This is a genomic window from Catelliglobosispora koreensis DSM 44566, from assembly GCF_000379685.1.
Taxonomy (GTDB): Bacteria; Actinomycetota; Actinomycetes; order Mycobacteriales; family Micromonosporaceae; genus Catelliglobosispora; species Catelliglobosispora koreensis.
In genome coordinates this window covers 336,797-362,868 of the sequence record NZ_KB903290.1, presented here as the reverse complement: position 1 = coordinate 362,868, position 26,072 = coordinate 336,797, and the positions used below count along the sequence as shown (strand labels likewise).

Below are 26,072 nucleotides of genomic sequence, written 5' to 3'. Positions count from 1 at the left end.
TGTGAGCAAATGGTTTGGCAACCGCCCGGGCACATTCCCGGCTTTCATGCCCCAGGCACGACAACTCCGCTCGGCTGGCTCTTGGAGCAGCAGCGGCAGGCAACCGAGGCAAGTGTGCGAGCTGCCGCTGATGCGGCCGCGGCCCGCGCTGCCTGGCTGGAGACGGCCGCTCGCCAGTTCGAGGCGACCGGGGCGACCTGCGCTTCGGTCCCGTGCACGGCCCTCGGCGCTGGCCGTTGCCGTCATTGTCAGCGCGTATTCTGCCGTGCTCACAGAAGCACGAATCCGCCAGCGCACGACGAGTGCGGCGAGTGCCAGGAACGCTTCCGCCAGCAGGCCGCCGACGAGGCAAGGACCGCGAGGCTAGCCGCCGAAGCAGCCCGGCAAGCCGAGGAGGAGCGCGCGCGACGAGAGCAAGAAGAGCGCATCACGGAACACCAGCGGCAAACGAGGCTTGCGGGCAAACGCGCGTTGGCTCGCAACGCGATTCCGTTGGGAATCCTGTTCGTCGTGGCCGCGGTCGGCCAACCTGTGCCGCGGGCCACCGGCAATACACAAGGAACGATTCTCTTCGCGTACGCCCTTCTGGCCGCGGTCTTGCCGATCGCCTGCGGGATCCTGGCCGGGCGAGCAGTGACCCGGCTTATCGTCGTGCGCAAGCATCAAGCCCCGTGGAAAATCAACCTTGACGCTGCTTTCGACTGGCGTTCGATCTGGGCCGCGATCATCGTGATCGCTGCCACCGGCTATCTGACGTGGTCGCCAATCCTGTCCGCGTCGTAGGGCGCGAGCACGCCTGACAAATCCTCGCTGCGGGCTTGACCTTGACGCTGCGTCAACCCTGCATGCTGGCGCTCATGAGCATTCCACCAGCAACCAAGCAGACCCGAGGGCCCGCGATCCAGGTGCAGGGCCTGCAGAAGTCGTACAAACAGCTGCATGTGCTGCGCGGCGTGGATTTCGAAGTGGCCCGGGGCAGCATCTTTGCCCTGCTCGGCTCAAACGGGGCAGGCAAGACCACGATAGTGAAGATCCTGTCCACTTTGCTCAAGGCCGACACCGGCGCGGCCCAGGTGAACGGTTTCGACGTCGCGGCCCAGGCCGCAGATGTGCGCGAATCCATCAGTCTGACCGGGCAGTTCACGGCCGTCGACGAAATACTTACCGGCCGGGAGAATCTCGTCTTGGTCGCCAAGCTCAGGCATCTCAAGGATCCGCAAGCGATCGCCGATGATCTGTTGCGGCGGTTCTCGCTGACCGAGGCCGGAAACCGAAGGGCGGCAACGTATTCCGGCGGCATGCGGCGACGCCTGGATATCGCCATGAGCCTGATCGGCAATCCGCCAGTCATCTTCCTCGACGAGCCCACAGCTGGCCTGGACCCGCAGGCACGCATCGAGGTATGGCAAGCCGTCAAGAACCTCGCGCAGAGCGGCACGACGGTTCTGCTCACCACGCAGTATCTGGATGAGGCCGAACAACTTGCCGACCAGATCGCGATTCTTCACCAGGGCCGGATCATCGTCACCGGCACCCTGGCCGAACTCAAAGCTCTGCTGCCACCCGCAGAAGTCGAGTACGTCGAAAAGCAGCCCACGCTCGAAGACGTCTTCTTCGCCGTCGTCGGCCACAACCAGAAGTAGGGAACAACAATGGCCACACATTTCTTCACCGACACGACCGTCCTAACCGGTCGGACAATGCGCCACATCACCCGAAGCCTCGACACCATTCTCACCACCGCGATCACGCCGATCATCATGATGCTGATGTTCGTCTACGTGTTCGGCGGCGCGATCGACACCGGGAGCGTCCCCTATGTGAACTACATGCTTCCCGGCATTCTGCTCATCACCATCGCCTCGGGCATCGCCTACACCGCGTTCCGGCTCTTCATGGACATGCAAGGCGGGATCTTCGAACGTTTCCACTCGATGCCGATCGCACGGTCGTCGGTGCTGTGGGCGCACGTGCTGACCTCACTGGCCGCCAACCTGATCTCGCTCGTGCTCGTCTTCGGCGTGGCCCTGCTGATGGGCTTTCGTTCCGGCGCTTCATTTCTTGCCTGGCTTGCCGTCGCGGGCATCCTCTTCTTGGTCACGCTCGCTCTGACGTGGATCGCAGTCATCCCCGGTCTGACCGCCAAGAGTGTCGACGGGGCGAGTGCCTTCTCCTACCCGCTTCTTTTCCTGCCGTTCCTTAGCTCGGCGTTCGTACCCACGCAAACCATGCCGGGCCCGGTGCGCGCCTTCGCCGAAAACCAGCCAGTGACTTCCATCGTCAACACCATCCGTGCGCTGTTCCTACAGCAGCCGGTCGGCGCCGACATCTGGACCGCCCTTGCCTGGTGCCTCGGTATTCTCGCCGTCGCCTACATTTTCGCGAGCATCGCCTACCGCCGCAGAATCTCCTGAACGGCGCCGGCGCGCCGCGGGCGGGAAGGCAGGATGAGAAGCATGCTGACGATTAGTCAACTGGCCGCCTACACCGGTGTCACGGTGCGGGCCGTGCGGCACTATCACCACATGGGGCTGCTGCCTGAGCCGCAGCGAGATGCTTCGGGTTACCGTCGCTACGGCGCGAAGGCTGTGGTGTCACTGGTGAAAATCCGTACTCTTGCCGCCGCTGGTGTGCCGCTGTCTCAAGTCGCTCAGATGCTCGAAGCCGACGCGGCAGCGTTTTCCGAAGCGGTGCAAAGGATCGACAGCCAGCTGCGCGAGGAAATTGAACGGCTTGAAGACAGCCGCAAGCAGATCGCGCAGCTGGCTGCCGGGGACAATCTGGCGCTCCCGCCCGAGGTGGCGTCCTATCTCGACCGGCTTCGCCAGATCGGCGCGTCAGAACGCTTGGTGGAAGCCGAACGCGAAGGATGGATCCTGGCAGCGGCAAGCTGGCCCGGTCACATCGCCGAGATGATGCCCGGCAAAGTCGAGCAGCTCAACAACCCGCAACTTGTCCGGCTTTACCGGCTCGCCTCGCAACTCATCGACAGCAACGCAAACGACGACGACCCGCGCCTAGAGGAACTCGCCGACATCATGGCCAGCATGGCTGAGCAGGCAGACGCCAACGGTGAGATGAACATCGCCACCACAGCGCACGACGAACTCGCGTTCGACCTTCTGGACGCCCTCGCCATCGAGTCCGAACCGCGGATCCAGCGGCTGCAGAACCTGTTGCGCGAACGCGGCTGGGCCGGCTGGACCCGGCAGCGGCGCCTGGCATAACCCAGGCGATCACAGCCCCCGGCTGGCGTTGAGCCACTCCGCCTGATTCCACCTCAGCGGTACCGCGCCCACCGCCGGGAGCGTGAACCGGGGATCTTCGGCGTGGACGAGGCAGAAAACCTGCTCGCCACGGATGAGCGCATGGCGGAATTGACCGGCGATGATGTCGAGCAGGACGTGCGCTTCGCGCTTGAACTCCACCGCGAATGCCTGGTAGTCGGTGAATACCAGCACCAGCCCGGTCGCGTCAGGTGCGGACGCACAGCGCGATGAGTTTCGGGGTGCTGCTTCGTCTAAATGGTGAATCGGAGTGATGTTTCGCAGAGGATCCATGTTGCGTATCAAGGTAAACGGTGTCGAGTTGTGTGGAAACCTTCGGGGACAAGGCGGATCCACCGGTGCTGCTGATTGGCATCACCATGCTGAGCTGGCCCGGCGAGCTGTGCACGGCATTAGCGGGACGGTTCGTGGTGCGCTACGACCTGCGAGATGCCGGCGAGTCGACGTTCGCCGACCCGGACGCGCCCTCCTATGACCTGCGCGACCTGGTGTCCGATGCGTCGGAGCCCCGTCTCGCACAATATGCTTTGAGCGAGACGGCAACGTACCGGCGAGTCGTTCTTGAAGTTGGCACACACGTTCTATAACGTCGCGGACGTGAGGTCAAAGCAGCTACGGGAAGCAGGAATCTGCTACAGCGAGGATGGCACGGTCATCCTCAGCGCAGCACTCTACGAGGGGCCCCGCGGCACGTGGGAACTCGACATTCGCCAGGTCGATGGACCAGGGCAGGCGATCAGTCATCACGACAGCGAAGCCGCCGCGAGACACGCGATCGAAATCGCCTACGCGACAGGCCGTCAGCACGGACGCTGGCATGTCGAACACAGGCCAGCCGGTGTGGCCGGTTCGGACACGGGAGGGCGATCGCGATGACCGCCACCGCCATCGAGGAAGTGACCGTAGTTCACCTTTGGTGGAACGGCGTGGACCGCACTTCTCGCGACTGCGCCTATGTGAGCGCCGGAACCCTGCCTGACGGTCGCTGGCTGGTGCAGCACGACGGCTACCAGACCAAGTTCGAGTTCGACTACGCCGAAGATGCCGTAAGCGTTGCCAGGCACATGACCTTAGGCTGGGCAAGCGTTCCGGTCAGGTTTCGCCAGCCACTGTCCTAACACGACAGTGCTGGTCGGATCGCGGATAAACAGGGCAGCGGGGGACGGCGGAGCCGCGTAGGATCCCGTGCCGTGAAACGATCTCTGGTGTTCGCGGCCGCTGTCCTCATGTTGAGCCTGGCTGGATGCTCGGGCGATGACCCCTCCCAAGGGAAGGTAAGTCTCAGCGTCTACCTGAAGGCCGGGGTGACGGCCGAGCAGCGCAGCGCGGTCGAACAGCGGCTGCGCACCACGTCGTACCTCGAGGGCGTGACCTTCGAAAGTCGCGAGCAGGCCTACGCGAACTTCAAGGAGCGGTTCAAGGACGATCCGGCTATGTGGCAGCAGATCAAGCCCGAAGAAATGCCTGAGTCGTTCACCACCGTGGTGACTGACGGTTCCCTCGCCGAGGCCGTCGAGATCATGCTCGGCACGCTCGAAGGCGTTTCGAACGCGACCATCAACGGGGCGGCTTCCCAAGACCCCGAGGTGAAGACGATCGGGGTGATCTTACGCCTGTCCGAAAGCGTGACCAGCGAGCAGCGAGACGCCATCACCAATGCGGTACGCGCGCTGCCGCAAGCCGAGTCAATCAGAACCGAATCGCGAGACGACGCGTTTGAGCGGCTGAAGAAGAGCTGCGACGGCAAGGCAGACCTGACCGCCACGCTCGATCCGGCCAAGACACACGCCTCGGTCCGCTTCACCATGCGATTGGAGAAGAGCCCGGGATTTACCGGACTCCGCCAACTCGCCGGTGTCACGTCGATGCACCTGGTCCCGGTGTCCACGCTCTGACCAAATAGGTCTGGCAGACTCACACCGTGCCGCGCGAGTATCAGCCCCCTACATTGGACATCTTGCAGTGGGTGACAAGACACGTTCACCCACGTGCCCGGGCTACCGCGGTCACGCCCTTGTTCGGTGGAATCACCGCCGACATGGACCGCATCACCGTCGATTCCCCGGCAGGGCTCAAAGACGTGGTGCTGCGGCGATGGCGCGGCGAGGACTGGACCCACGGCCTGGTGACACGTGAAGCCGCCGGGCTCGCCGCCATCCGGGGACATGGGGTGCCCGCACCTGAGCTCATCGCGATGGACGAAGACGGGTCCGAAACCGGAGTACGTTGCATCCTCACGTCGGCGCTTGCCGGGCAACCGGACTTGGCTCCGGCGGATATGCGGTCCTGGCTAAGCCAGCTCGCGATCACGCAGGTGGCGATCCACGCCGTCCCCAGCCACCCGCAGGCCCATTTCAATGGCTGGTACGACGATCGCGCACCGCTGGACTGGCTGGCTGACCCCGGTTTGCGTAACGCCGCCCGCGAGGCCGCATCAGCGCCGCCTGTCACGGAGAGCGTCCTAGTCCATGGCGACTACCAGCACTTCAACGTGCTGTGGCGCGACGGCCGGCTTAGTGGCGTCGTGGACTGGCCCAACGCGGCCACCGGCAACAGGGGCAGCGATGTCGGCCACTGCAGGCTCAACCTGGCCGTGCTGTTCAATGCCGACACCGCTGCCGAGTATCTGGCGCTGTACGAACAATTTGCGCGCACGAGAATAGACCGCCACGCCGATCTGCGAGCGTTACTCCGCTTTGACCTTGAATGGCAACGCTTCATCCCCCGGCAGGTCGCCGGGCGCGCTCCCCTCGACCTGCCAGGGATGCCTGGCCGAGTCGCAGCCGCGGTCCGCGACGCCTTGGACGGGATCGGCTAGCCACAGCGACGCTTTCCCCTTTGACGGTGGCTTCAATGTGCCCGATGCTTCAAGCCATCCCGTACGCGCCGACGCATCCGATGAATTCGCTTCGGTTTTCGTGCCGACGCGCCGGTACGTGGCTCAGGCGACCGCGGGTGGCTGGCGTTCCGTGAGCTCGCTTCCCGGCGGTGTCAGCGAGGACTTCGGCGGCAAGTTCGAACAGAACCTACTCGGCAGCTGGCTAACCAACGACACGTATCCGGTACGGAGAACCGCATTCGACCTCATCGGGGTCATCGATACGGTTACCACCTTCGTCCCGGCGACCAGCTGACCCGCTCCGTGGGACCCCGCCTTCTCGGCGGGGTCCCACGCCCTCATCCGCTGGCGGTTAGGCCTTCGAATCCTTCTGCCGCAAGCTGTTCGCCGATGCTGCGCAGGGCGCCGCGCAGTCTCCATTTCGCTGTACCTTCGGGAATGTTCAGCGCCTTGGCGACTTCACGGTAGGTCAACCCCTGGTAGTAAGCCAAGAAGATCGCCTGCCGGTGAGGAATAGGTAATGCCGCGACCGCGTCGCGGACCTGCTTGTTGGCCATGGAAACCAGCACATCATCTTCAAAATCAGCCCACGGCACGTCCAGGTCCAGGTCGGTCAAGCTCCAATCCTTGTTGGTACGCCGCCTAGTCCAGTCGATCGCACGCCGGCGCGCGATCATACAAAGCCAGCCCCGCAACGGAGCACGCTTGGGGTCAAAGCGTTCTGGCCGCTGCCACAGCTCAACGAAGACGTCCTGCACGATATCCTCGGCGGCGCCCCGATCCTTCGTGATGTACAACGCCACACCAAATACGACCGGCGCGTACAGGTCGTAAACCTCGGCCAGCGCCTGCTCGTGACCGGCGACGAGGGCGTCGCGCAGGCGTATATCGTTGTCCTCATTGGGTCCCGGCACGTCAGTCACAACCCATCGTGGCGACGACGGCGAGGAAGTCGTTGGCGGCGCGGGAGTCTCCCTCGATCGCCACTTTCGCCGATGAGACGGGCAGTCTGCCCGCTGCCATCCGGCAGAAGGACTCCGCCGGCAGGGACACTTGCGCGACAACGGTCCTGTCCGAAGGATCCGCCGACAAGTCTGCCAGCCAGGTGCCACCGCCGTCGCCGGTCAGCATGACCTGCACTGCCTCGTGTTCATGGGCACGTCCTGCGGCGTCCATCGCGGCGGGAAGCAGCCGCAGTATGAAGCCGACGATGTCGGCCACTTGTTGCGCGCTCGGCGCCTGCGCTGGCAACTGCATGGCGGCACGGATGTCTTCAGCGTGGGTCCAGGTCTCAAAACCGCGCTGAATCAGCGCTTCACGCACCGGGCGCTGGAAGGCTGAGCTGCCCGCCAGGCCAACGCGCCTTTCCAGCAGCCGCACACCCTGACCGGCGGCGACGTCAATGATCGCGTGAGCCTGCGCACTCCAGCCCACCCGTACGTCCGAAGTAGACGGAAAGTTCGCACCCGCCACTGCCGCAACGGGTGCGTCGTTGTCGCGCAGGTGCGCGATCATGTCGCGTACCGAATGGTGCGGCCCTGCGGCGAGCAGCCATTGCGGCTGCGACAGCGCGCTGAGCAGCCTGTCTAGCTCGCCGACCTGTGCCCGGTAGGGCTCGAGGAGCCGCAGGATCTCCGCATCGTCAGCGCTCAGGCCTTGCGGCCTGGCACCAGAAGCGGCCGGCCGTGCGGCCAGTGCGGCAGACAGCACCCGTTCGCGTAGTGCCGGAGCCGGTGCCACGGCGGTGGCCACACCCACCCACTGCGCGGCCGCGCTCAACTCGGCGACCTTCGCCTCGCATGCCTGGCACCCGCGCACGTGTTCGGCGACCAACCGCGCCTCGTCGGGCGGGCATGCCTCAATCACATACGCACCAAGAAGATCGTCGGGGTGCCCGTCATCAGTCATGTCGATCCCCCACGCCATCGTGCCGTACCTCTTACAGCGACCATATCGACGAGCGTAGCTTCGCAACCAGCACTCCGCGACGGCAGGCCGTGGCAGCCGACAGGTAGGCACACACAGGCCGCACTGTCCACATGGCACGTTTCCCGTCTATGCGTCATGACGGCCGTGGGCCACATGCCCTGCCGTTTCACAACGTATTCGTACGACAGGCCAATCTGGATGGCACCCGCGCCCTACCTCACGTGGAGCGTGCCCTGCGGGCGAGTCCGGGATAGGTGAGCACGAGACCGTCCGCGTCCAGCTCCAGATCGGCGGTGAAACCGGTATCGAGTGCGGTGAACCGCACCGCTGACCCGCTGTCGTGCCTGCGCAAGTGCTCATAGCGCTGCGGCGCCGCATGCAGTGACAACTCCGGGACCGCCACCCACGCGACCATGACGTCACAAGTGCCCGGATCAGTGTGGAGGTTCGCACGGCGAACTGGCATAAGATTCGTCAACGGAGACAAGCCGAGATCGCAATCCAGCGCGCCCTCAAGTTCAGCTTCCAGCTCTCGCGGCGCACCTGGTGCCGGCAGCTGGCACTCCCCTTCGGCGAGGGCTTGCCACGTCCATGCGCCGGATTCGTCGCGGCGCAAGACTAGTTCCCGGTGCCAGCCATTACCTGTGGCCTTCACGGTGAGCTGGCCGTGAATGAATCCGGGCCGAACGTCGAGCGTGTAGAACACCTGGTATGGCTCAGGATCCATCCCGGCCTGAAACCCTGTGGCCACGAAGCCGTTGTCACCGCTGGGATCAATGCTCGCCGTCTCCCACCGGTCAGCGTCGGTTCCCAGCCACGAGATCAACTTGCTGCTTTCCACGGTCTATATCCTAGGCAAGGGCGGTGCGGGCTATGACGGTGGACCAGGTTTGGGTAGCGCAACGCTAGCATTCCGTTCGTCAAAGCGTTGCAACGCTACGGTCTTCGGGTTCGCCGGGCTGGCCCGCGTCGCCGCAGGCGGTTCCGCGCTCGGCCCCGACATCGTCTCGGCGCTCCTGGCCGCCCGGCGACCGGGGCTAGCCGACCTGTCAGCACGCGAGACCGAAGTCCTCGCGCTCGCCGCGCAGGGACACTCCAATATGGCCATTGCCGCGCGGCTCGTGGTCACCGAACGCACCATCGAGGCGCACATGCGCTCCATCTTCCAGCGCCTGCAACTGCCGGAATCGCCGGACAGCCACCGGCGCGTGCTTGCCGCGCTGGCATACCTTCGCGCGCAGTAGCCCACAAGATCCCTACGCGCAGCAAGGGATCACCGTGGGCTGTTCACACTTTGCCGATCGCGAGGGATACTCATGTTCCTCCATATTCATGGGGGTCGCCGACCTGGGCGTCCGACATGAGCCGACTCACGAAAGGTACGCGATGGAAGCTGCACGCAAGACCACGTTCGCCATGCGCCATGCGCTATGGTCCGTGGCCGTACTGACCACGTTCGGGGTCGTGCTGTCCGCGACAGCGGCCTTCGCCGATTCCCTGCCCAATCTGCCGCAAAACGCGGGAGGGTACGAGCAGACGTTCTCACCCGCGTACGACTACGACACCGATGGTTGCTACGCCGTGGCCGCCATCAGCCCTGCTGGCACCCTCAACCCGGGGCTGAAACCAACCGGCGCACTCAACGGCAACTGCCGGGACCAGTCCGATCTGGACAGATCGCAGACCTACGCCCGGTCCAAATGCAACAACGGCTGGTGCGCGATCGTTTACGCCAGCTATTTCGAGAAGGATCAGGCCCTGCCCGGCGTCAGCTGGGGCGGGCACCGGCACGACTGGGAGCACGTCATCTCGTGGGTCAACCAGGCCAGCAATCAGGCCGATTATGTGACCACGACGCAGCACAGCAGCCAGGTGACCTACCCGCGTTCGCAGGTGCGATTCGACGGAACCCATCCCAAGACCGTTTACCACAAGGACGGCGTGTCGACCCACTTCATCCGGCTGGCCAACACCAATGACGAACCGCCGGAAAACCACTACCACAACTGGCGCTATCCGCCCCTGGTGGACTGGAACGGATGGCCCAGCGTGGCACTTCGCGACCGGCTGATGGCTGCCGACTTCGGTTCGGCGACGATCAAAATCAAGGATGGCTCATTCGAGTCGTTGCTCGCCGCGGCTAAGCCCACCGGGATTCCCTTCAACCCCTGGGGCTGACCAACGCGACGGCCGAAGGACGCTGTTTGCCCCGGCGATCCTTCGGCCGTCCAAACTGGTCACTGACACAAGGTGTCAGGGAGTGCGCCTTAGCATGCCCCGGTGAAAATCGGACTGATGGTCTTGACGGCCAATGAACGCGAGAACAACCGCCCGCGCCCCTACGACTGGCGAAGATGGCGACAGCGGCCGATGGGGTGAGCAACGGCCGCCTGATTCTGGGTATCGGCGCGGGATGGAACGAGCCGGAGTATGAGGCGTTCGGGCTGCCCTTCGATCATCGAGTGGACAGGCTCACCGAAGCCCTGAAGATCCTCCGGCCGCTATTGTGTGAGCGGCACGTCGATTTCCACGGAAAGTACTACCAGGCAAGTGACTGCGACAACGCACCAGCCGGTCCGCGTCCGCAGGGACCGCCGTTGCTGGTCGGTGGTGAAGGTCCGCGCATGCTCAGGCTGACAGCGCAGTATGCCGATCTCTGGAATACCGGCTACATGGGACAACCTGAATCCGTGATAGAACCGATCGCCAGGATAGGAGCCGCGTGCCGCGAGGTCGGGCGCGACCCGGCGACACTTGGCATCACCGCACTCATCGGTGTTTGGTTTCCAGACCTGCAGGCAGAAAAACCCGGATTCTTTCCCAACCCCTTAGTGGGTACGCCGACCGAGATCGCAGAAGCGATACATGGCTATGCGGAGCTCGGCGTACAGCACATCATGTTTCAGTACGCGCCATACACCCCCGATGCCTACCATCGGCTGGCCGAGGCGCTGACCGTCTACCGCGCTAGGTAACCGGCAGTTCAAAGCTCTTGGTGGCCCTGCTTTCTGGGCCACATAGGAAAGATGGATGCCTATAGACACGGGTGAGAATCTTTCTTACTGTAGCCGTCACGACAGTCGGTCATTCGGCGATGCCACCGTCGCATACAAGCGGTTCCACGATTTTCCTGCGGTTCCGGTGACCAGCGGCATTGCCAGCCAACGAAGACTGTCGTGCCTCCGTCGCCGCGTCCGCCCGCTCTCAGGGAGAAGCGATGGGCAAACGGCACAGGCTGGCTATCGCCACGCTGGCATGGGCAATGGCGCTAGCGGCCATCCCTCAGACAGTTCATGCGGCACCCCCGCCACAGGAACCTGGTGTCACCCTTCGGGTCTATGACATTCAGGCACCGCTGAGCGAAATCTGCACGCTCAAGGCCGCGCAGACGCCCAATGTGGACAAGCTCATGCCCACCATCAACTGGTCGGCTGTCAGCGACTTCGGCATCGACAACTACTTTGTCGCTCACGTACTGGGCAATATCAATATCGCTGTCGCCGGCAGCTACACCTTCCGCCTCACCAGCGATGACGGATCCCGGCTGCTCATCGACAGCAACATGGTTATCAATCACGACGGGCTGCACGGCGCCACACCCAAGGAGGGCACGGTAACGCTCGGCACCGGCTACCACGCGCTCAAGATTGAGCATTTCGAACGCGAAGGCGGCCAGCAAATCACGCTGGAGTGGAAGACCCCCGGCTCGTCGGCCTTCGTTCTGGTGCCCAATTCCGTGCTGAGCACCGATGCCGGAGTGGTCCGCGTGACCGCTCCCGGACGCAAGGAATGTGAAGGCGCCCTTGACTCCCCCGGCGACGGGCTGCCACTGACCGGCGTACACCCCAGTTTCACGCTAACAAACCTGCGTCCCAGCGGTTTCGAGCCACAGGTGACCGGGTTTGACTGGTTCCCCGACGGGCGCCTAGCGGTCTCGACCTGGGGCGGTTCACTCAACGTCGCGGGCGAGGTCTGGATTCTGGGCAATGTCACCGGAAACACCAGTCCCACGCAGGTAACCCGGACGAGGTTCGCCAGCGGCCTTCAGGAGCCGATGGGGCTGAAGATCGTCGACGGCAAGATCTATGTCTCGGAAAAATCCCGGCTCACCGAGCTCAACGACACCAACAGCGACGGCGTCGCCGATAACCTGCGAACCGTTGCCACGTGGCCATTCGGGTCCAACTTCCACGAGTTCGCCTTTGGGCTGCTCTACAAGGACGGCTTCTTCTATCTCAACCTGTCGGTGTCCATCAACTACGGTGGCGCCACGACAGATCCGCAGCCCGCACCGAACCGCGGCACCACCATCAAAATCGACAAGAACACAGGCGCTATCTCGTACGTCGCGGGCGGCTTGCGCACACCGCACGGGATCGGCTGGGGCCCAGAAGACGGCCTGTTCGTCACGGACAACCAGGGCGGCTGGCTTCCGTCGTCAAAACTGGTGCACATCAAGCAAGGGCGCTTCTTCAACCACTACATGAACCCTGCCGGGCCATTCGATGGTGCACCGGTCGCCCAGCCGGTGCTGTGGATGCCGCAGAACGAGATCGCCAACTCCCCCAGCACCCCGGTTATGCTGACCTCCGGCGTCTACTCCGGACAGTTGCTCATCGGCGACGTTACCTACGGCGGCCTGCAGCGTGCCTACCTGGAAAAGGTCAACGGCGAGTACCAAGGGGCATTGTTCCGGCTGACGCAGGGTTTGGAAGCGGGAGTTTCCGAAGTCAGCCTCGGCCCCGACGGCGCCATCTACACCGGTGGCCTGCATGGCGGCGGCAACTGGGGCCAGAACGGCAAACTCGCTCACGGTCTGCAGAAGCTCACGCCGAACGCGACGAACACCTTCGACATCCTCGCAATGCGTGCCACCACAACGGGTTTCGAGCTGGAATACACCCAGCCGCTGTCGGCGGCCACCGCCGCTAACCTGGTCACCAGCTACAAGGTCAAGCAATGGCGGTATGTCCCGACCGTTAGTTACGGCGGGCCGAAGGTCGACGAGCAGACCCTCACTGTCAGCTCGGCAGCGCTTTCGGCCGACGGCAAGAAGGTGACACTGGTCATTAGTGGCTTGCAGACCGGGCGTGTCGTCCACATCCGCTCACCCCGGCCATTCACCTCGGCCAGCGGGCAATCCCTGTGGAGCACCGAAGCCTGGTACACCCTCAATGCCATTCCCGGTGTGGTCAACCCTCCAGCGGGCAACCTGTATGAGGCCGAAAGCGCACAGCTCAGCGGCGGCGCCGGGGTCAACACCGACCACATTGGCTACACCGGAAGCGGCTTCGTCGACCGGTACGCGGCTGTTGGCGCGGCGAGCACCTTCACCGTCAATGCCAGCTCGGCCGGCACCTATCAGGCCGCACTGCGTTACTCCAACGGCCCCAACCCCTTTGTGGGTACCAAAACAGTGAGCCTCTACGTCAACGGCACCAAGCTGCGGCAAATCAGCCTGGCCACCACACCGAACTGGGACACGTGGGCGGTTGCTTCCGAGGCCGTCACTCTTAACGCTGGCAGCAACACGATCGCCTACCGTTATGACACTGGCGACACTGGCCACATCAACCTGGATTCGATGACACTCAACGGCGGAGCCGGCCAGATCACCGGCATCGGCGGCAAGTGTCTCGACGTGTCCAACGGCGGCACCGCCAACGGCACCAAAATCCAGCTGTGGACCTGCAACGGCACCGAGTCGCAACGGTGGTCCCGTGTCGGGAACACCTTCCAGGCGCTCGGAAAGTGCCTTGATGTCGACAACGCTGGCACGGTCAATGGCACCAAAGTGCAGCTGTGGAACTGTAACGGCACCGGCGCACAGGTGTGGCAGCCACAGCCCAACGGGTCCATTCTGAACCCGCAATCGGGCAAAGTCCTTGACGCACAAGGTGTCAGTTCCGCTGACGGCACTCAGATCCACATCTGGGACTACGTCGGAGGTGCCAACCAGCACTGGAATATCACCGGGGGCAGCCTCACCCGGATCCAGCTGTTCGACGGCGGCGATCTGGCCCAATGGCAGACAACCGGTGGTGCGGCGGCAACGTGGCCGATGGCTGGCGGCTCCATGGAATCCTTGGGCGGCGATATCGTCACCCGGCAAAGCTTCGGCGACTTCAATCTGCACGTGGAATGGTATGAGCCAAGCTATCCACCTGACGTCACCGGCCAGCAACGCGGCAACAGCGGTATCTACCTGCAGAACCGCTACGAGCTGCAAGTCCTGGACTCCTATGGGGACACCACGCTAGCCGCCGACGAAGCCGGTGCCATCTACACCAAGAAAGCCCCGGATGTGAACGCCGCGACCGCACCCTTAACGTGGCAAACCTACGACATCACGTTTAGGGCCGCCCGATTCAACAGTTCCGGGGTCAAGACAGAAGACGCCCGCGTCACGGTTAGGTGGAACGGAGTGCTCGTGCACAACAACTTCGCCATCAACGGGCCAACCGGCGCCGGAGCGCCCGAAGCCGCCACCCCAGGGCCGATCCGGCTTCAGGACCACGGTGATCCCGGAGCCAACGTCCGCTTCCGCAACATCTGGATCGAACCGCTCTAGCAAAGGAAGCCGGCTCTTAACAGAATTGGCGGATCAATTTTGAAGTCTGTGTGAACTGACCTGCCGTAGACGCATGGGCATTCATTACGTTCCTTTCCACGGCCCGCCGGGCCGGGCAGTGGCTGACACCACTGCTGTTGGGAGGAGCTTTATGAGGCACAAACTCGCGGCGGCGACGCTCATCGCCGCCGCCCTGTCTGTCTCATCCGGCACGGCGGCGACCGCCGTGCCGGCCGAAGACGGATACATTGTCAACGCAGCCAGCCCGCATGCCGTCGACGGACGCTACATCGTGGTGCTCAAGGACCAAAGCGGTGCGGGGGTGCAGTCGGCCGGCGCCAAGGCGGCCGAACTAACCCAGGCACACGGCGGTTCCATCAGGCACTCCTATGCGGGGCTGTTCAACGGCTTTGCCGCACAGATGACAGCGGGCCAGGCCAAGGCGATGGCACGCAACTCGAAGGTTTCCTATGTGGAGCAGGTTCTTCGCATGTCCGTTCAGGACACGCAGAACAACCCGCCAAACTGGGGTGATGACCGTGTCGACCAGCGGGATCTGCCGCTGAACCAGACGTTCACCTACCCGTCGAACCCAGGTCAGGGTGTCACGGTGTATGTGCTCGACACCGGCATCAACGTCAGCCACCAAGATTTCACAGGCCGGGTCGGGTCTGGCTACGACTTCGTGGACAACGACTCCAACCCAGCTGACTGTCACGGCCACGGCACGCACGTGGCCGGCACCGCAGCGGGCACCACCTACGGCATCGCCAAGAAGGCCACCGTGGTGGCGTTGCGGGTGCTGAACTGCCAGGGCTCCGGCTACGACGATGACTTCATCGCCGCTATCAACTGGATCCGCAACAACGGAACCAAGCCGGCCGTGGCCAATTACAGCATCGGCTGCGGCAGCCCCTGCTCCAGCCAGGCGCTGGACTCCGCAGTTCAGGGCCTCGTCGACTGGGGTGTGCAGTTCGTGATGGCGGCCGGGAACTCCAACCAGGACGCGTGCGGATTCAGCCCGCAGAAGGTCTCGGCGGGGATCACGGTCGGCAACACCACCAGTTCCGATGCGAAGAATTCCGGCAGCAGCTGGGGCTCCTGCCTCGACCTCTTCGCCCCCGGGACCAGCATCGTGTCGGCCAGCCACTCCAGCAACAACGGAAGCGCCACCATGACCGGCACCTCGATGGCCTCGCCGCACGTCGCGGGCGCTGCGGCTGTCTACCTCGGCCAGAACTCCGGCGCCACGTCAGCGCAGGTGCGCAACGCCTTGGTAAACAACGGCACCACGGGCAAGGTCACCAACCCCGGATCGGGTTCGCCAAACGTGTTGCTGTACACGGGCTTCATGAACGGCACACCCACCGGGCCAGCGGTCACCAATCCAGGAAACCAGTCGACGGTCATCAACACCGCCGCCAGCTTGCAGATGCAGGCATCCGGCGGGACGACGCCCTACAGCTGGAGCGCCACAGGATTGCCTGCGGGTCTTTCCATCAGCTCCTCTTCAGGCCTGATTTCTGGTACGCCGACGGCTGCCGGAACGAGCAACGTCACGGTGACCGTGACCGACGCGTCGAACCAGAGCGGATCCACGTCCTTCACGTGGGCGGTCACGAGCAGTGGCGGCACCTGTTCTGGGCACGAGTTCACCACGACCGGCTCGCTATCGGCTGGCGCAGCGCAGATCCGGCCATCGTCGGGGTCGTACTACTCCTCGGTTTCGGGGGCGCACAAAGCTAACCTGTGTGGACCGTCTGGTGCTGACTTCGACCTGTATCTGCAACGGTGGAACGGTTTCTCGTGGGTGAACGTCGCGGTAAGCGACTCACCTAGCAACCACGAGGCCATCAACTATTCCGGGATCGCGGGCTACTACCGCTACCGCGTCTACGCCTATGGCGGTTCCGGGGCCTACACACTGGGCTACACCAACCCGTAAACCCTTTCCTTCCCCCGTGTGAAACGGAATGGCCCCCAGCTTGGTTTGGGGGTCATTCCCATTCCCAGCAGACGCCTACGACACCCGCCCGCGCATCGGTCACGATCGTGGTCGCCGAGGCGGTCGATCCAATCCACAGCTCCCGTTTTCCTTGCTGCGGCGCCGATTCCGACCGTTTTTCGTATCTGAAGCAGCGAGCCGGGAGCGCCCGCGAGCTGAACTGAACCTCAAGCACGTAAAGCGAAACGTCTGTGGGCATGTTGCGGTGGTAATCGACCGCGGGCACCGTGCTCGCCAAGCTGATGTGGTATTCCACGGCAGCCATGTCACCCACGTTCATGACGCGGTCGAAGATGAACTCGACGGCGGCCGCGCCCGTGGCCCGGTCGTTGCGCACCCGCCCGGTCCGGCAGCCCCGGATAGCGGTAAACACCGGCGGAGGCGCACTCACGTCATCCTGGCAGTAGATCACGGTACTGGATGTCACGTTGTCTTCCTTGACACGGAAGACTTGCCGCACGGTCATCGCTGATTCCTGACGGTCCGCCCCCACAAAGTAGATCTCGTGAAGCGACATCGTCTCAATGCGGCTGCGGCGCAGACTATCCAAATCCGACAGCAAACCGATGATGCTTTCCGGCCTGGCCCAAAGGTTGCTGATGCCCGTCTCAGCTGTCTCAAATGGCGTGCGCCGCCGGGCGCGCTGCGGTGAGACCAGCTGGGAGGACAGCGCTCCTTCAGGCAGCTCCAGGATGTGTTCCAGGGCCGACACCGCCCGTACCGAATCCGCTCCTTCGGGCCGGCGATGGCCCCGCCGCCAGTAGGAAAGCGTCGCTAGACTGACCATGACACCTTCGGCGCCCAGCCGGTCGTGCACCTCGTCCAACCGCAATCCACGTGCCTCGATCGCCAGATGCAAGGCGGCCGAAAACGGTCCTGTCCGTAACGCGCGCGCGAGGTCGCGGTGAAGCGCTGGCAACGGCCTCATGACGTTCGAGTATGAGCGCTACAGGCGGTTTCGTATATGCCGGGCAGCCAGTCAATTCGGCGGGCTCGGTAGGCCTGTTTCATTAGAATCGGTGGTTATGTTCACGCTTGAGCAGATCACTGAGATTCACGATCGCGTCGGCAACAGCGACACCCTGGGTGCGTACTTACGCGCCCTCCGGGACATCGGCGTCGAGACATATGACTCCTACATAACCGATGGGCACTCCGAGTACTTCGGCACAGATGGGCAAACCTTGGCCGGCCCTGCGTTTCACGAGACCTTCGCCATTGCCGAAACCTGCGACAGGCAACGGTTTCTGCAACTCATGAAACAGGTCGAACAAGGTGGCCTCGGCTATGTCGAGATGTCGAAAGCCTTGGCCGCCAACGGCGTCGAGAAGTGGAGCTTCGATACCGGGAACATGACGATCACATACCTCGACAGGGCTGGCAACGTGTTACTGCGCGAGACAGTCGATTAATCCAGCCACCTCGGAGCACGCGTTCGCGCTCCGAGGTGGCTTGCTTCGGTTAGCAGTTGGTCTCCGTGAAGGTGACGTAGGCATCGCGCGAGCCCCACTGCCACGTGGAGCCATCGCACTCTTCAAACTTTTGCCCCACCACGATGGTCTTCGCCGCGTTCTTGTACCACGTGGTGACGCAGTAGGCGTTGATCGTGCAAGCCCGTGCTTGCGCGGGGGCCGCTGGAAGCACGGCCACGATCGCCGCACCGGTAACGAGCGTCATCGTCGCAAAGATTCGTCGATACATGCCTATATCTTGCGCTATAGATTTACGCCCGTCATCATGCGCAGCTCAGGAAGACGCCACCGGCTTTCGCGTCCGTACACCGAAAATGACTAGATAAAGGATAAGCCCGAATTCCGCGATCGAGGTGGGCAGAGACGCTGCGTTACGGACGATAGCTGGAGCGTCGGGCAGCGTGAAAACGATGAGCGGGTCGGCAAGCCACGCGAACGAACCGACGATGAGCAGGATGCCAAGCGTTTTCGGGAACAACTCCGACCGGTAAGCCAGAAAGCCCATCGGCAGCAGCCACAGTCCAAAGAAGACACCGCCAAGGATATAGCCGTAGTGGTGCAGTTCGAGGAGCAGCAGCACCAGTGACTCGGCCCCGTCCGCACCCAGAGCGGTGACATATGACGCGTCTGTGGCCACGAGAAGCGCTCCGAAATGGAACGTCAGGTTCACCAGAATCGAGCCTGCCCCCACCGCGACAAATATCATGAGCGTGCTCGCGGCGCGCCCGTCGACATGATGCAGCAGGCGATACAAGACAAGGCCCAGGAACACAAACAGTGTCGCCATGCCAATGTCGGCGCTTAGCCCCAGCCGAAACAACGTCGTGTGACTGGCTATGTTGTCCGCGGTGGCAGCGGCATTGCCCGGGACATAAACCGTGGCACGGGCGTAGAGCTCAGCCCAGGTGCCAAGTCCGGCAAGCGCCAGGTACAGCAGCCCTGCGATTCTGGCGAGTGTTTTGGGATTGTTCATGGGTTCACGGTGCGCGACGGCGGTTCGGGGCGCCTCCGCATGTGGTCGGGGCGGCATCCACCCAGGGGTGGAGGCGGCCGGTCCGCAGGTGGACCCGGCGCATCCGATGGCTCCGTAGGCTGGGTTTATGCCAGCACCGCCACGAGTACACGAACTGTCAGAAGAGCAACTGCATCCGCCGCTGCGGACGTGGTCGCGCCTGTGGCGTTACCTTCTCGCGGCTTCGGCCGGGGTGGCGGCATGGATCGCGTCCGCCCTAGTGATGCTGTCGAGCCCCATGACGCCAGCACAGGAAGACGTTGTCGGTGCGGCTCTGTTTCTTGACTTTGGCCTTGGCGTGGCAGCGTTGGCGATGCTGCCATTGCGCCGGCGTTTTCCCTTGGCTGTGGCGTGCCTGACCGCCGTGGCGTCAGTCGCTTCCGCCACGGCGATGGGCCCGGCGACCGTGGCCCTCGTCTCGATGGCCACCTGGCGCAGACGGGCGTGGGTCGTTGCCGCCGCGGTCGTTTTCACCGCTGGAGCTGTCGTGTCTGAGGTGGCGTACCGGCCGCGTCTTTCACCGGCCGAGGACAGTGCGCTCGATATCGCGGGCGGTATCGTGCTGAGCGTGGCGTTCTTCGCCGCGGCAATCGCCACGGGGTACTACATCGCGGCCCGCCGTGAACTTGTCGCCACCCTGCGGGAACGGCTAGCAGCCGCCGAGCGGGAGCAAGCGCTAACGGCCCAAGTGGAACGCGACGCCGAGCGCAACCGCATCGCCCGGGAAATGCATGATGTTCTGGCGCATCGCATCTCCCTGGTGGCCATGCACTCTGGGGCGCTGGCCTACCGTGAAGACTTGGACCGCGCGCAGACGGCCGCGACCGCGCAAACGATCCAGGCCAACGCGCAGCTCGCCTTGACTGAGCTACGCCAGGTGCTTGGGGTCCTGCGTGCCGGTCATCCAGCTTTGGCGGTGCCGGAAGCACAGCCAACGCTGGCCGAATTGCCAGCCCTTATCGCCGATGCACGCGAAGCTGGCACGGACGTGCGGCTCGACGCCTCAGGCCTGCAGACACCTCCTGGAAAGCTGATGCCGCAAGCACTTTCGCTGACCGCGTTCCGGATCGTGCAGGAAGCACTGACAAACGCCCGTAAGCACGCCCCAGGCCAGTTGGTGACTGTCCGGCTTGCCGGTGTACCCGGCTCCGGTCTGGAGGTCGAAATCCGCAATCTCGTTGGTACCAAAGCAAACCCGGATTTCACGCCCGCGGGCGTCGGGCTCACCGGCTTGGCTGAGCGAGCCGACCTCGCGGGCGGGACCTTCGAGTGCGGGCAACGCGCTGACGGATACTTTGTTGTGCAAGCGAATCTGCCATGGAACGAGTGAACATGATACGAGTGGTCATTGTGGACGACGATCCGCTCGTGCTGGCCGGCCTGAGGATGATCCTTGGCGGCAGCAACGACATCACCATCGCCGGGGAAGCCACAGACGGGCACGCCGCGATCAGCACGATCGCGCGCGAGAAGCCTGACGTCGTCCTGCTCGATATCAGAATGCCGCGCATGGATGGGATTTCCGTCCTGCGCCGGCTACCCGAACGCGGGATCTCGGCACGTGTCATCGTGCTGACCACCTTCGACACCGACGAGCTCATCCTGACCGCGCTCAAGCAGGGCGCCGCGGGATACCTCCTCAAAGACACCTCACCGGGCGACATCGTCAACGCCGTGCGCCGCGTCGCCGCCGGTGAGCCAGCACTGTCCCCCACCGTGACGACCCAGCTGATCGCCGCCGCGACCAAGAGCACTGACGACTCCCGGCGGCGCGCCGCCCGCCACCTGATCGCCCGGCTAACCGACCGAGAACGCGACGTCGCTATCGCGGTCAGCCAAGGATTGACCAACCCCGAGATCGCTCAAACCCTCCACATGGGAATCGCCACTGTCAAAACACATGTCGGCAGCGTGTTCGCCAAACTCGAAGTCACCAACCGCGTTCAGGTGGCTCGCTACGTCCACGACGCCGGGATCAGCGCACCGTCCGGATGACGCAGACTAGCGGCGCTTTTTGAGCATCCAGCCGCACCGCCGCCCACGCTGTTGATATAGCCCACATCGATCGATGCGGCGTTACGTACTCTCAACCGCCAGGTGCCGTTCGCGGGCTCGGACGATAGATTGCGCGTGTACGTCGTGTTGATGTTGTCCGCGCTTCCGCCGCTGCGGTTGTGGAGGTTGTAACCGTGCCATCTGCGCGATCAATCTCGTACCGCGCAGGAGAACCCTCGCGCCTTCCCCGCAAACTTTCATGAACCCTTCACAGCTACTAAGACACATCGCAGTTCCGGCGCCTTCGGGCCCGGCCCCGGCCACATATCGACGGCCGACCGCTGGCCAGGCACAATGTGCTGGTGTTGAACCTCGGCCAACTGGAAACCAAAGTCATGGATGTCCTGTGGGACTCGCCGGGGGAACCATTGCGTGTCCGCGACATCATGGACCGGCTCGGCGACGTTGTCGCGCGCGCATACACGACCGTAATCACGGTCCTGGATAGCCTGCACCGCAAAGGCTGGGTTGTCCTGCACACCGAGGGCCGGGGCTACGTCTATCCGCCGGCCAAGAACCGGGAAGAAGCAGCCGCGGACGCCCTGCTTGAGGTCCTGGAATCAGCGGCCGACTCGGACGCCGTTTTGCCGCACTTCGCGCGGACGGCATCCGACGATGAGGCCGGCATTTTGCGGCGGGGGCTGCGCCGGCGCACCAACAAGCCAAGCTCATGATCGCCGCCGGGGCATTGTTGCTGGCCGTCGTCGTGCTCGGTTGGGCGGCGCCACTGCCGCTGGCCAGACTCAGACATATCAGCGCCCCCGGAGCTGAGCTGGCATGGTGGCTGAGCTTGGCGATTGCGACCGTGGTGTCAGCCGGTGCTGGCGCGGTGATGCTGCTAATGGGAGACCGTAGTCATATTGGGCAAGCATCATGGCAGGCCTGCTGGGCATTCCTTGGCCACCCGCACATACACCCCGCCGACGAGTTCACCGGAGCCACGGTGCTGGTCATCCTTTGCCTCGCGGCGGTACGCGCCACGGTTCTGGTTAAACAGCGGCTCCTCAGCCAGCAGCGCGTTCACCGGGCACACCTGACGGCCGCACGGGTCCGAGCCCTGTCGCAGACTGGTGGAGTGCTATGGCTGGAGCATGATTCGCCGTTCGCCTACAGCATCGCCGGACGCCCAGGTCTGGTCGTCGCGTCAACGGCGGTACGCGACCTTCCTGAAGCGCACCGCGACGCCGTCCTGCGCCACGAACATCACCATCTGGCGAGCCGTCACCATTGGCTCGTCATGGCCGCCGACGCATTGATGGCGGCACTGCCCCGGATTCCGCTGCTGCGCACGACGGCGGCCCAGACCCGGGTGCTAACCGAGCTGTCCGCAGACGACAGTGCCGCACGTGAATGCGGCACCGACGCGGTCGCTGCGGCGCTGCTGTCGATGCGCACGCCGGAACACGGGCGGGCGCGAAGGCTGCAAAACCGCCCGCCGCGCAAACCGCAACCGGCACGCATAATGCTGGCTGTGCTTGGGGGAAGCCTGGCACCGGCCGTCCTGGGCGGCACCATCCTGGGCGCGCTGATCTTCGCGGCCTGCTAGACCGGCTAAGCGGTAACGCCCTGCCGTTGGCGTGCTTGCTGTTTGCGCCACCCGCGGGCTGTCAGGCCACGAGGTTTGAACACCGCCAGCACCATTGCCAGGGCTAGCACGATCAGGGCGAGAACAGAGTGCAGGCCGGGCGAACCGCTACGCACGTCCGGCAGATCAGCGGCCGGATCGCTGGCCAAGACAGCAAGGCGCCGAAACGTCGGGAAGTAGGAAAGCAAGACACCCGTGGCCACCAGGTTGATCACCAGCTTGAAGATGACCCAGTAATGGCGCAGCAATCCCCACTTGGTGCCAAGGCTCTGGACGATCCCCGTCACGAGGCTGGCAATCGCCAGCGGGACAAGAACGAAGCGTGCCGCCGGTTGCATCACGAGGTAAACCCCACGAACCGTCGCGGCATCGGCACTGGTCATTCCGATGATGGAAAGCGCCAGGAACACCAAGATGGCACCCATCCATCCCGCCGATACGCAGACATGCAAGGTCAGCAATGACTTGCGCAGCGCCGGCCGCATCATCACCACCACGTCACCACAGAAACCACAAGCCCGCCTCCATGGTGGCGGCCAGGGCCGTGTCCGCCTTTGGCCAGCAGAAGCACCACCAGCACGAGCAGGAAAGCGGCAGCGGCCACCTTTACCCAGCGCGGCACTTGAGGCGGATTGAGAATAGGTGTTCTCATACCAAGCACTTTATCGAGACAGTTTGTATTGTGTCAAAGCATAATGTCATGCTAGAGGCGTTGCGTATGATGGACGAGTGCCGAAACTGTGGGACGAGACTGTTGACGCGCACCGCCATGCGGTACGCGAGGCGATCATCGCCGCGGCATGGGACCTGGCAGCCGAGCACGGGCTGACCGCCGTCACCATGTCCCAGATCGCCCAGCGCGCGGGTATTGGCCGGGCCACTCTCTACAAGTATTTCCCTGATACACAGACCATTCTGGTGGCATGGCACCAGCAGCACCTGGCCGCGCACCTGGCCCAGCTGACCGAGCTCAGCCAGCGGCCCGGCACACCAGCGCAGCGGCTGGAAGCGGTGCTCACCGGCTATGCGTTCATCTCGTTTCACCAGGCAGGTCACGCACCGGAACTGGTGTCCACTTTACACAAGGGCGACCACGTTGCTGCTGTGCAGCGTCAGCTCGCCGGGCTGGTAACAAAGCTGCTGACAGCGGTGTCTGCCGAAAGCGGCGGCCTGCGAAAGGATGTCCCGCAGGGTGAGCTGGCCGAATTCTGCCTGCACGCCTTGTCAGCGGCGAGATCGCTTAAGTCTCAGGCGGCTGTGCACCGGCTCGTAGGCGTTACCGTTTCGGCACTGCGGCCACAGCCGTAGCCGTTGTTGCTGCCGTGCTGCGGGGAACCGGAATCGGTGGCGCCGCAAGTACATGAGGCGCGAGAACTTTGGCGGGCGTGCCGCAGCAACAGCCACGGCATACCACCACCCTTGGCAGCGCTGTCATGGCCTGACCGCCCGGAAACCTTTAAGACGCAGGCCATTGAAGACAGCGAACACCGACGGCACGGCGCAGCGTAGCGACGGTTTCGGCCTTCTTGCGAGCGCTTCCTTCACGCCCAGAACGGTACTACTACCCCCTGGGGGTAGCGAACGCTCATGAGAATGGCTTAATACCAACATCCGTTGCCACCACCCTTCGCAGCGAACGCCGCTAGATACGACTGCGCATAGTAGAAAGCTGCCCGCGCACTTACACTGCTCAGCGAGGGCGGTAGCCAGACGCATGACCGTTCCCTCGAGGGGTAAGGAGATCGCTGGCCGCACCCTGGTGCGGGCAGCGATCCACCACTGGCCGCCTAGATCTGTGGGTGACGGTGCATTTGCTGTCCAGACGCATGAGGCCAGCGCCGGCTGAGGGACGGCAGCGAAGAGCCCGGCTGCGAAACTGGCCGGTTGCATGTTGTGCTCAACGGACAGGCACGGCCATGGTCACCACCGTCGCGGGCCTGGGTTGGCTACAGCGCCGGTGTCCTCACCACTCCACACCGTCTCGGGTGGATCGGCCAGCCGTCTTCGCGGTGGCGAGGGCACCCGGCGCCGTGGTGCCTCACGGCTTAGCGTCAGCGCCGTTAGCGCCGTGGTGATCGGGACAGCGGCGATCAGTCCGAGCGTGCCAACGATGCTGCGCACGATTTCCTGCGTGAGCCATTCGCTGGTGAGCATTTCCGGCAATGACGCACCCCCGGCGACGATGAGCAGCAACACCGGCAATGACGCGCCGGCATAGGCCAGCACGATGGTGTTGATGACAGACGTGATGTGGGCCCGCCCCACTCGCTCGGCCGCCTTGTACAAGCGGGCGAAACCCATGTCCGGATTGGCGTGCGCCAGCTCGGTGACGGTGGTGGCCTGGGTGACCGTAACGTCATCGAGAACCCCGAGAGCACCGATCAAGATACCTGCCAGCAAAAGCCCAAGCATGTTAACGCCCGGATACTGCATGGACAGGAAAGAGTCCTCCTCGCTGCCAATTCCGGTGAGCTTGAGCATGCTGGTGCTCAGCAGGGCGAGCAGGCCAGCCAGCATGAGACTGGCGAGCGTGCCCAGCACTGCCATGGAGGTGGGCAGATTGATGCCGTGAGTGAGGAACAAGACGACAAGCATGATGGCCGAGGCACCAACAATCGCCACGAGCAGCGGCGGTGAGCCGTCCAAAATGGCCGGCACCACAAACATCAGCAGTACCGCGAAGGTAAAGGCGAGCCCGCCCAGCGCGCGAACTCCGCGCCATCGCCCGAAACCGACTACCGCCAGAAGGAATGCCAGGAATACCGCGATCAGTGCGCTGCTGCGTTCATGACTCATGATCTGGTACACGGATGCCTGCGGGTCGGCGGAGTCACCCGTGACCATCAGCACGACTGAATCCCCAGGAACAACATGGGGAGCGCCCTGCCCGGACGGTAGCTCCGCCTGAACCTGCCGCCCTGTCCCAGGACCGTCAGTCACCTTCAGCGTAACCGTTCCACAGCGGCGCTCCGGGACCTTGGTCCCCGGCTCCTGATCGCCCACCGGCGGGCAGACCGTCTCATGCACCGCAAGCACTGTTGCCTCAACGGCGGGAGCACCAGTCCATGGCTCCACGCTGTCGGCTTTGCCTGGCCACAGCACGATCAAGCCGATCAGGGTGGCAAGCGCGGCGGGAATCAGGACACCGGCGGTGAACCGAATCGTGCGCCTGCTGGCGCGACGGTGCTCGCTGGGGTGCGCGTGCGAGTGTGTGTGCGACACCATGTGCTCCAGAGATGGTGGGCGGAAGCTCCCGCAGACAGTAGCGGCTGAGGCACCACACATGGAAGCCATACCCCCAGGCGGTACGATCAAAG

General features: G+C 63.7%; 31 protein-coding genes and 1 pseudogene. 21 read left to right on the top strand and 11 right to left on the bottom strand.

Annotated elements, in window-relative coordinates; all coding sequences use genetic code 11:
* Positions 1-9: 9 nt before the first annotated feature.
* The 4 genes from A3E1_RS0131890 (at position 10) to A3E1_RS0131875 (ending at position 3,227) form a co-directional block, all read left to right on the top strand.
* Entirely contained in the window at positions 10-783 is a 774-nt protein-coding gene (locus tag A3E1_RS0131890; RefSeq protein WP_020524883.1) for an AN1-type zinc finger protein, read from the top strand.
* A gap of 74 nt (positions 784-857) precedes the next feature.
* Positions 858-1,643, top strand: coding sequence for an ABC transporter ATP-binding protein (locus tag A3E1_RS0131885; protein ID WP_040392464.1), 786 nt, complete (start codon positions 858-860; stop codon positions 1,641-1,643).
* 9 nt (positions 1,644-1,652) lie between these two features.
* Positions 1,653-2,414, top strand: coding sequence for an ABC transporter permease (locus A3E1_RS0131880; protein WP_020524881.1), 762 nt, complete (start codon positions 1,653-1,655; stop codon positions 2,412-2,414).
* A 42-nt stretch (positions 2,415-2,456) separates the two neighbouring features.
* On the top strand, positions 2,457-3,227 hold the full coding sequence (locus tag A3E1_RS0131875) for a MerR family transcriptional regulator (RefSeq protein ID WP_020524880.1): 771 nt from the start codon (positions 2,457-2,459) through the stop codon (positions 3,225-3,227).
* A gap of 9 nt (positions 3,228-3,236) precedes the next feature.
* Here the strand turns inward: A3E1_RS0131875 and A3E1_RS43145 are convergent, their stop codons facing one another.
* Positions 3,237-3,560, bottom strand: a complete 324-nt coding sequence (locus A3E1_RS43145; RefSeq protein ID WP_051105207.1) for a hypothetical protein — start codon at positions 3,558-3,560, stop codon at positions 3,237-3,239.
* A gap of 32 nt (positions 3,561-3,592) precedes the next feature.
* On the opposite strand from A3E1_RS43145, the gene A3E1_RS0131865 reads away from it, so the two are divergent.
* From A3E1_RS0131865 to A3E1_RS0131840, 6 genes are all read left to right on the top strand, one after another.
* Positions 3,593-3,874, top strand: coding sequence for a hypothetical protein (locus A3E1_RS0131865; protein WP_020524878.1), 282 nt, complete (start codon positions 3,593-3,595; stop codon positions 3,872-3,874).
* 10 nt (positions 3,875-3,884) lie between these two features.
* On the top strand, positions 3,885-4,163 hold the full coding sequence (locus tag A3E1_RS0131860) for a hypothetical protein (protein WP_020524877.1): 279 nt from the start codon (positions 3,885-3,887) through the stop codon (positions 4,161-4,163).
* Positions 4,160-4,405: a hypothetical protein gene (locus tag A3E1_RS0131855; protein WP_020524876.1), complete on the top strand. Its 246-nt coding sequence runs from the start codon at positions 4,160-4,162 to the stop codon at positions 4,403-4,405. The genes A3E1_RS0131860 and A3E1_RS0131855 overlap by 4 nt, the downstream gene beginning before the upstream one ends.
* Before the next feature lie 72 nt (positions 4,406-4,477).
* A complete protein-coding gene (locus tag A3E1_RS0131850; RefSeq protein ID WP_157631855.1) occupies positions 4,478-5,182 on the top strand; it encodes a permease-like cell division protein FtsX in 705 nt (234 codons plus the stop codon).
* Positions 5,183-5,253: 71 nt separating this feature from the next.
* Positions 5,254-6,105 carry a phosphotransferase family protein gene (locus A3E1_RS0131845; protein WP_157631854.1) on the top strand — a complete coding sequence of 284 codons (852 nt, stop codon included), beginning with the start codon at positions 5,254-5,256 and terminating at the stop codon, positions 6,103-6,105.
* Between the two features lie 37 nt (positions 6,106-6,142).
* Complete coding sequence (locus A3E1_RS0131840; RefSeq protein ID WP_020524873.1) at positions 6,143-6,421, top strand: hypothetical protein; 279 nt, start codon at positions 6,143-6,145, stop codon at positions 6,419-6,421.
* Positions 6,422-6,464: 43 nt separating this feature from the next.
* Here the strand turns inward: A3E1_RS0131840 and A3E1_RS43140 are convergent, their stop codons facing one another.
* The 3 genes from A3E1_RS43140 to A3E1_RS0131825 form a co-directional block, all read right to left on the bottom strand.
* The gene (locus A3E1_RS43140) at positions 6,465-7,049 is read right to left on the bottom strand and encodes an RNA polymerase sigma factor (protein WP_020524872.1); all 585 of its coding nucleotides are present in this window, start codon (positions 7,047-7,049) and stop codon (positions 6,465-6,467) included.
* Positions 7,042-8,034 carry a maleylpyruvate isomerase family mycothiol-dependent enzyme gene (locus A3E1_RS47475; RefSeq protein ID WP_157631853.1) on the bottom strand — a complete coding sequence of 331 codons (993 nt, stop codon included), beginning with the start codon at positions 8,032-8,034 and terminating at the stop codon, positions 7,042-7,044. Before A3E1_RS47475 ends, A3E1_RS43140 begins: the two co-directional genes overlap by 8 nt.
* 238 nt (positions 8,035-8,272) lie before the next feature.
* The gene (locus tag A3E1_RS0131825) at positions 8,273-8,896 is read right to left on the bottom strand and encodes a putative glycolipid-binding domain-containing protein (RefSeq protein WP_051105205.1); all 624 of its coding nucleotides are present in this window, start codon (positions 8,894-8,896) and stop codon (positions 8,273-8,275) included.
* A gap of 49 nt (positions 8,897-8,945) precedes the next feature.
* Here A3E1_RS0131825 and A3E1_RS43135 point away from each other — a divergent pair, with 49 nt between their 5' ends.
* The 5 genes from A3E1_RS43135 (at position 8,946) to A3E1_RS43125 (ending at position 16,571) form a co-directional block, all read left to right on the top strand.
* A complete protein-coding gene (locus tag A3E1_RS43135; RefSeq protein ID WP_051105204.1) occupies positions 8,946-9,299 on the top strand; it encodes a helix-turn-helix transcriptional regulator in 354 nt (117 codons plus the stop codon).
* Between the two features lie 142 nt (positions 9,300-9,441).
* Positions 9,442-10,233: an NPP1 family protein gene (locus A3E1_RS0131815; RefSeq protein WP_020524868.1), complete on the top strand. Its 792-nt coding sequence runs from the start codon at positions 9,442-9,444 to the stop codon at positions 10,231-10,233.
* Positions 10,234-10,400: 167 nt separating this feature from the next.
* Positions 10,401-11,030: an LLM class flavin-dependent oxidoreductase gene (locus tag A3E1_RS43130; protein WP_281167414.1), complete on the top strand. Its 630-nt coding sequence runs from the start codon at positions 10,401-10,403 to the stop codon at positions 11,028-11,030.
* A 242-nt stretch (positions 11,031-11,272) separates the two neighbouring features.
* Positions 11,273-14,626, top strand: a complete 3,354-nt coding sequence (locus A3E1_RS0131805; protein ID WP_020524866.1) for a family 16 glycoside hydrolase — start codon at positions 11,273-11,275, stop codon at positions 14,624-14,626.
* 151 nt (positions 14,627-14,777) lie between these two features.
* A complete protein-coding gene (locus A3E1_RS43125; RefSeq protein WP_020524865.1) occupies positions 14,778-16,571 on the top strand; it encodes a S8 family peptidase in 1,794 nt (597 codons plus the stop codon).
* A gap of 52 nt (positions 16,572-16,623) precedes the next feature.
* Here the strand turns inward: A3E1_RS43125 and A3E1_RS0131795 are convergent, their stop codons facing one another.
* Positions 16,624-17,559, bottom strand: coding sequence for a hypothetical protein (locus A3E1_RS0131795; RefSeq protein ID WP_020524864.1), 936 nt, complete (start codon positions 17,557-17,559; stop codon positions 16,624-16,626).
* A gap of 97 nt (positions 17,560-17,656) precedes the next feature.
* Here A3E1_RS0131795 and A3E1_RS0131790 point away from each other — a divergent pair, with 97 nt between their 5' ends.
* A complete protein-coding gene (locus tag A3E1_RS0131790; RefSeq protein ID WP_020524863.1) occupies positions 17,657-18,043 on the top strand; it encodes a DUF1398 family protein in 387 nt (128 codons plus the stop codon).
* Positions 18,044-18,092: 49 nt separating this feature from the next.
* Here the strand turns inward: A3E1_RS0131790 and A3E1_RS0131785 are convergent, their stop codons facing one another.
* Both A3E1_RS0131785 and A3E1_RS0131780 read right to left on the bottom strand, forming a co-directional pair.
* A complete protein-coding gene (locus tag A3E1_RS0131785; RefSeq protein WP_026209031.1) occupies positions 18,093-18,332 on the bottom strand; it encodes a DUF6289 family protein in 240 nt (79 codons plus the stop codon).
* Positions 18,333-18,377: 45 nt separating this feature from the next.
* Complete coding sequence (locus A3E1_RS0131780) at positions 18,378-19,076, bottom strand: DUF4386 domain-containing protein (protein ID WP_020524861.1); 699 nt, start codon at positions 19,074-19,076, stop codon at positions 18,378-18,380.
* A 127-nt stretch (positions 19,077-19,203) separates the two neighbouring features.
* On the opposite strand from A3E1_RS0131780, the gene A3E1_RS0131775 reads away from it, so the two are divergent.
* Together A3E1_RS0131775 and A3E1_RS0131770 are read left to right on the top strand one after the other, a co-directional pair.
* Positions 19,204-20,445, top strand: a complete 1,242-nt coding sequence (locus tag A3E1_RS0131775; RefSeq protein WP_020524860.1) for a sensor histidine kinase — start codon at positions 19,204-19,206, stop codon at positions 20,443-20,445.
* Between the two features lie 2 nt (positions 20,446-20,447).
* Entirely contained in the window at positions 20,448-21,110 is a 663-nt protein-coding gene (locus A3E1_RS0131770) for a response regulator (RefSeq protein WP_083929718.1), read from the top strand.
* Here the strand turns inward: A3E1_RS0131770 and A3E1_RS46470 are convergent.
* Positions 21,071-21,301 (bottom strand): annotated as a pseudogene (locus A3E1_RS46470) (proprotein convertase P-domain-containing protein); the annotation flags it as partial. The gene A3E1_RS0131770 and the pseudogene A3E1_RS46470 sit on opposite strands and share 40 nt — an antisense overlap.
* A gap of 171 nt (positions 21,302-21,472) precedes the next feature.
* Here A3E1_RS46470 and A3E1_RS0131765 point away from each other — a divergent pair.
* On the top strand, positions 21,473-21,844 hold the full coding sequence (locus tag A3E1_RS0131765) for a BlaI/MecI/CopY family transcriptional regulator (RefSeq protein ID WP_026209030.1): 372 nt from the start codon (positions 21,473-21,475) through the stop codon (positions 21,842-21,844).
* Positions 21,841-22,716: a M56 family metallopeptidase gene (locus A3E1_RS45305; protein WP_020524857.1), complete on the top strand. Its 876-nt coding sequence runs from the start codon at positions 21,841-21,843 to the stop codon at positions 22,714-22,716. The genes A3E1_RS0131765 and A3E1_RS45305 overlap by 4 nt, the downstream gene beginning before the upstream one ends.
* A 5-nt stretch (positions 22,717-22,721) precedes the next feature.
* On the opposite strand, the gene A3E1_RS0131755 is transcribed toward A3E1_RS45305, so the two are convergent.
* Together A3E1_RS0131755 and A3E1_RS47470 are read right to left on the bottom strand one after the other, a co-directional pair.
* A complete protein-coding gene (locus A3E1_RS0131755; RefSeq protein ID WP_407637401.1) occupies positions 22,722-23,243 on the bottom strand; it encodes a DUF2269 domain-containing protein in 522 nt (173 codons plus the stop codon).
* Positions 23,243-23,407 carry a hypothetical protein gene (locus tag A3E1_RS47470; protein WP_157631851.1) on the bottom strand — a complete coding sequence of 55 codons (165 nt, stop codon included), beginning with the start codon at positions 23,405-23,407 and terminating at the stop codon, positions 23,243-23,245. Before A3E1_RS47470 ends, A3E1_RS0131755 begins: the two co-directional genes overlap by 1 nt.
* A 77-nt stretch (positions 23,408-23,484) precedes the next feature.
* Here A3E1_RS47470 and A3E1_RS0131745 point away from each other — a divergent pair, with 77 nt between their 5' ends.
* Entirely contained in the window at positions 23,485-24,063 is a 579-nt protein-coding gene (locus A3E1_RS0131745) for a TetR/AcrR family transcriptional regulator (RefSeq protein ID WP_020524854.1), read from the top strand.
* A gap of 612 nt (positions 24,064-24,675) precedes the next feature.
* Here the strand turns inward: A3E1_RS0131745 and A3E1_RS0131740 are convergent.
* The gene (locus A3E1_RS0131740; RefSeq protein WP_020524853.1) at positions 24,676-25,980 is read right to left on the bottom strand and encodes a YibE/F family protein; all 1,305 of its coding nucleotides are present in this window, start codon (positions 25,978-25,980) and stop codon (positions 24,676-24,678) included.
* Between the last annotated feature and the right edge of the window lie 92 nt (positions 25,981-26,072).

What these genes read in the sequence shown, in the direction of transcription:
- A3E1_RS0131890 (WP_020524883.1), top strand. Translation starts at nt 10, where the DNA reads ATGGTTTGGCAACCGCCCGGGCACATTCCCGGCTTTCATGCCCCAGGC.
- A3E1_RS0131885 (WP_040392464.1), top strand. Translation starts at nt 858, where the DNA reads ATGAGCATTCCACCAGCAACCAAGCAGACCCGAGGGCCCGCGATCCAG.
- A3E1_RS0131880 (WP_020524881.1), top strand. Translation starts at nt 1,653, where the DNA reads ATGGCCACACATTTCTTCACCGACACGACCGTCCTAACCGGTCGGACA.
- A3E1_RS0131875 (WP_020524880.1), top strand. Translation starts at nt 2,457, where the DNA reads ATGCTGACGATTAGTCAACTGGCCGCCTACACCGGTGTCACGGTGCGG.
- A3E1_RS43145 (WP_051105207.1), bottom strand. Translation starts at nt 3,560, where the DNA reads ATGGATCCTCTGCGAAACATCACTCCGATTCACCATTTAGACGAAGCA.
- A3E1_RS0131855 (WP_020524876.1), top strand. Translation starts at nt 4,160, where the DNA reads ATGACCGCCACCGCCATCGAGGAAGTGACCGTAGTTCACCTTTGGTGG.
- A3E1_RS47475 (WP_157631853.1), bottom strand. Translation starts at nt 8,034, where the DNA reads ATGACTGATGACGGGCACCCCGACGATCTTCTTGGTGCGTATGTGATT.
- A3E1_RS0131815 (WP_020524868.1), top strand. Translation starts at nt 9,442, where the DNA reads ATGGAAGCTGCACGCAAGACCACGTTCGCCATGCGCCATGCGCTATGG.
- A3E1_RS0131805 (WP_020524866.1), top strand. Translation starts at nt 11,273, where the DNA reads ATGGGCAAACGGCACAGGCTGGCTATCGCCACGCTGGCATGGGCAATG.
- A3E1_RS43125 (WP_020524865.1), top strand. Translation starts at nt 14,778, where the DNA reads ATGAGGCACAAACTCGCGGCGGCGACGCTCATCGCCGCCGCCCTGTCT.
- A3E1_RS0131795 (WP_020524864.1), bottom strand. Translation starts at nt 17,559, where the DNA reads ATGAGGCCGTTGCCAGCGCTTCACCGCGACCTCGCGCGCGCGTTACGG.
- A3E1_RS0131790 (WP_020524863.1), top strand. Translation starts at nt 17,657, where the DNA reads ATGTTCACGCTTGAGCAGATCACTGAGATTCACGATCGCGTCGGCAAC.
- A3E1_RS0131785 (WP_026209031.1), bottom strand. Translation starts at nt 18,332, where the DNA reads ATGTATCGACGAATCTTTGCGACGATGACGCTCGTTACCGGTGCGGCG.
- A3E1_RS0131780 (WP_020524861.1), bottom strand. Translation starts at nt 19,076, where the DNA reads ATGAACAATCCCAAAACACTCGCCAGAATCGCAGGGCTGCTGTACCTG.
- A3E1_RS0131775 (WP_020524860.1), top strand. Translation starts at nt 19,204, where the DNA reads ATGCCAGCACCGCCACGAGTACACGAACTGTCAGAAGAGCAACTGCAT.
- A3E1_RS0131770 (WP_083929718.1), top strand. Translation starts at nt 20,448, where the DNA reads ATGATACGAGTGGTCATTGTGGACGACGATCCGCTCGTGCTGGCCGGC.
- A3E1_RS45305 (WP_020524857.1), top strand. Translation starts at nt 21,841, where the DNA reads ATGATCGCCGCCGGGGCATTGTTGCTGGCCGTCGTCGTGCTCGGTTGG.
- A3E1_RS0131755 (WP_407637401.1), bottom strand. Translation starts at nt 23,243, where the DNA reads ATGATGCGGCCGGCGCTGCGCAAGTCATTGCTGACCTTGCATGTCTGC.
- A3E1_RS47470 (WP_157631851.1), bottom strand. Translation starts at nt 23,407, where the DNA reads ATGAGAACACCTATTCTCAATCCGCCTCAAGTGCCGCGCTGGGTAAAG.
- A3E1_RS0131740 (WP_020524853.1), bottom strand. Translation starts at nt 25,980, where the DNA reads ATGGTGTCGCACACACACTCGCACGCGCACCCCAGCGAGCACCGTCGC.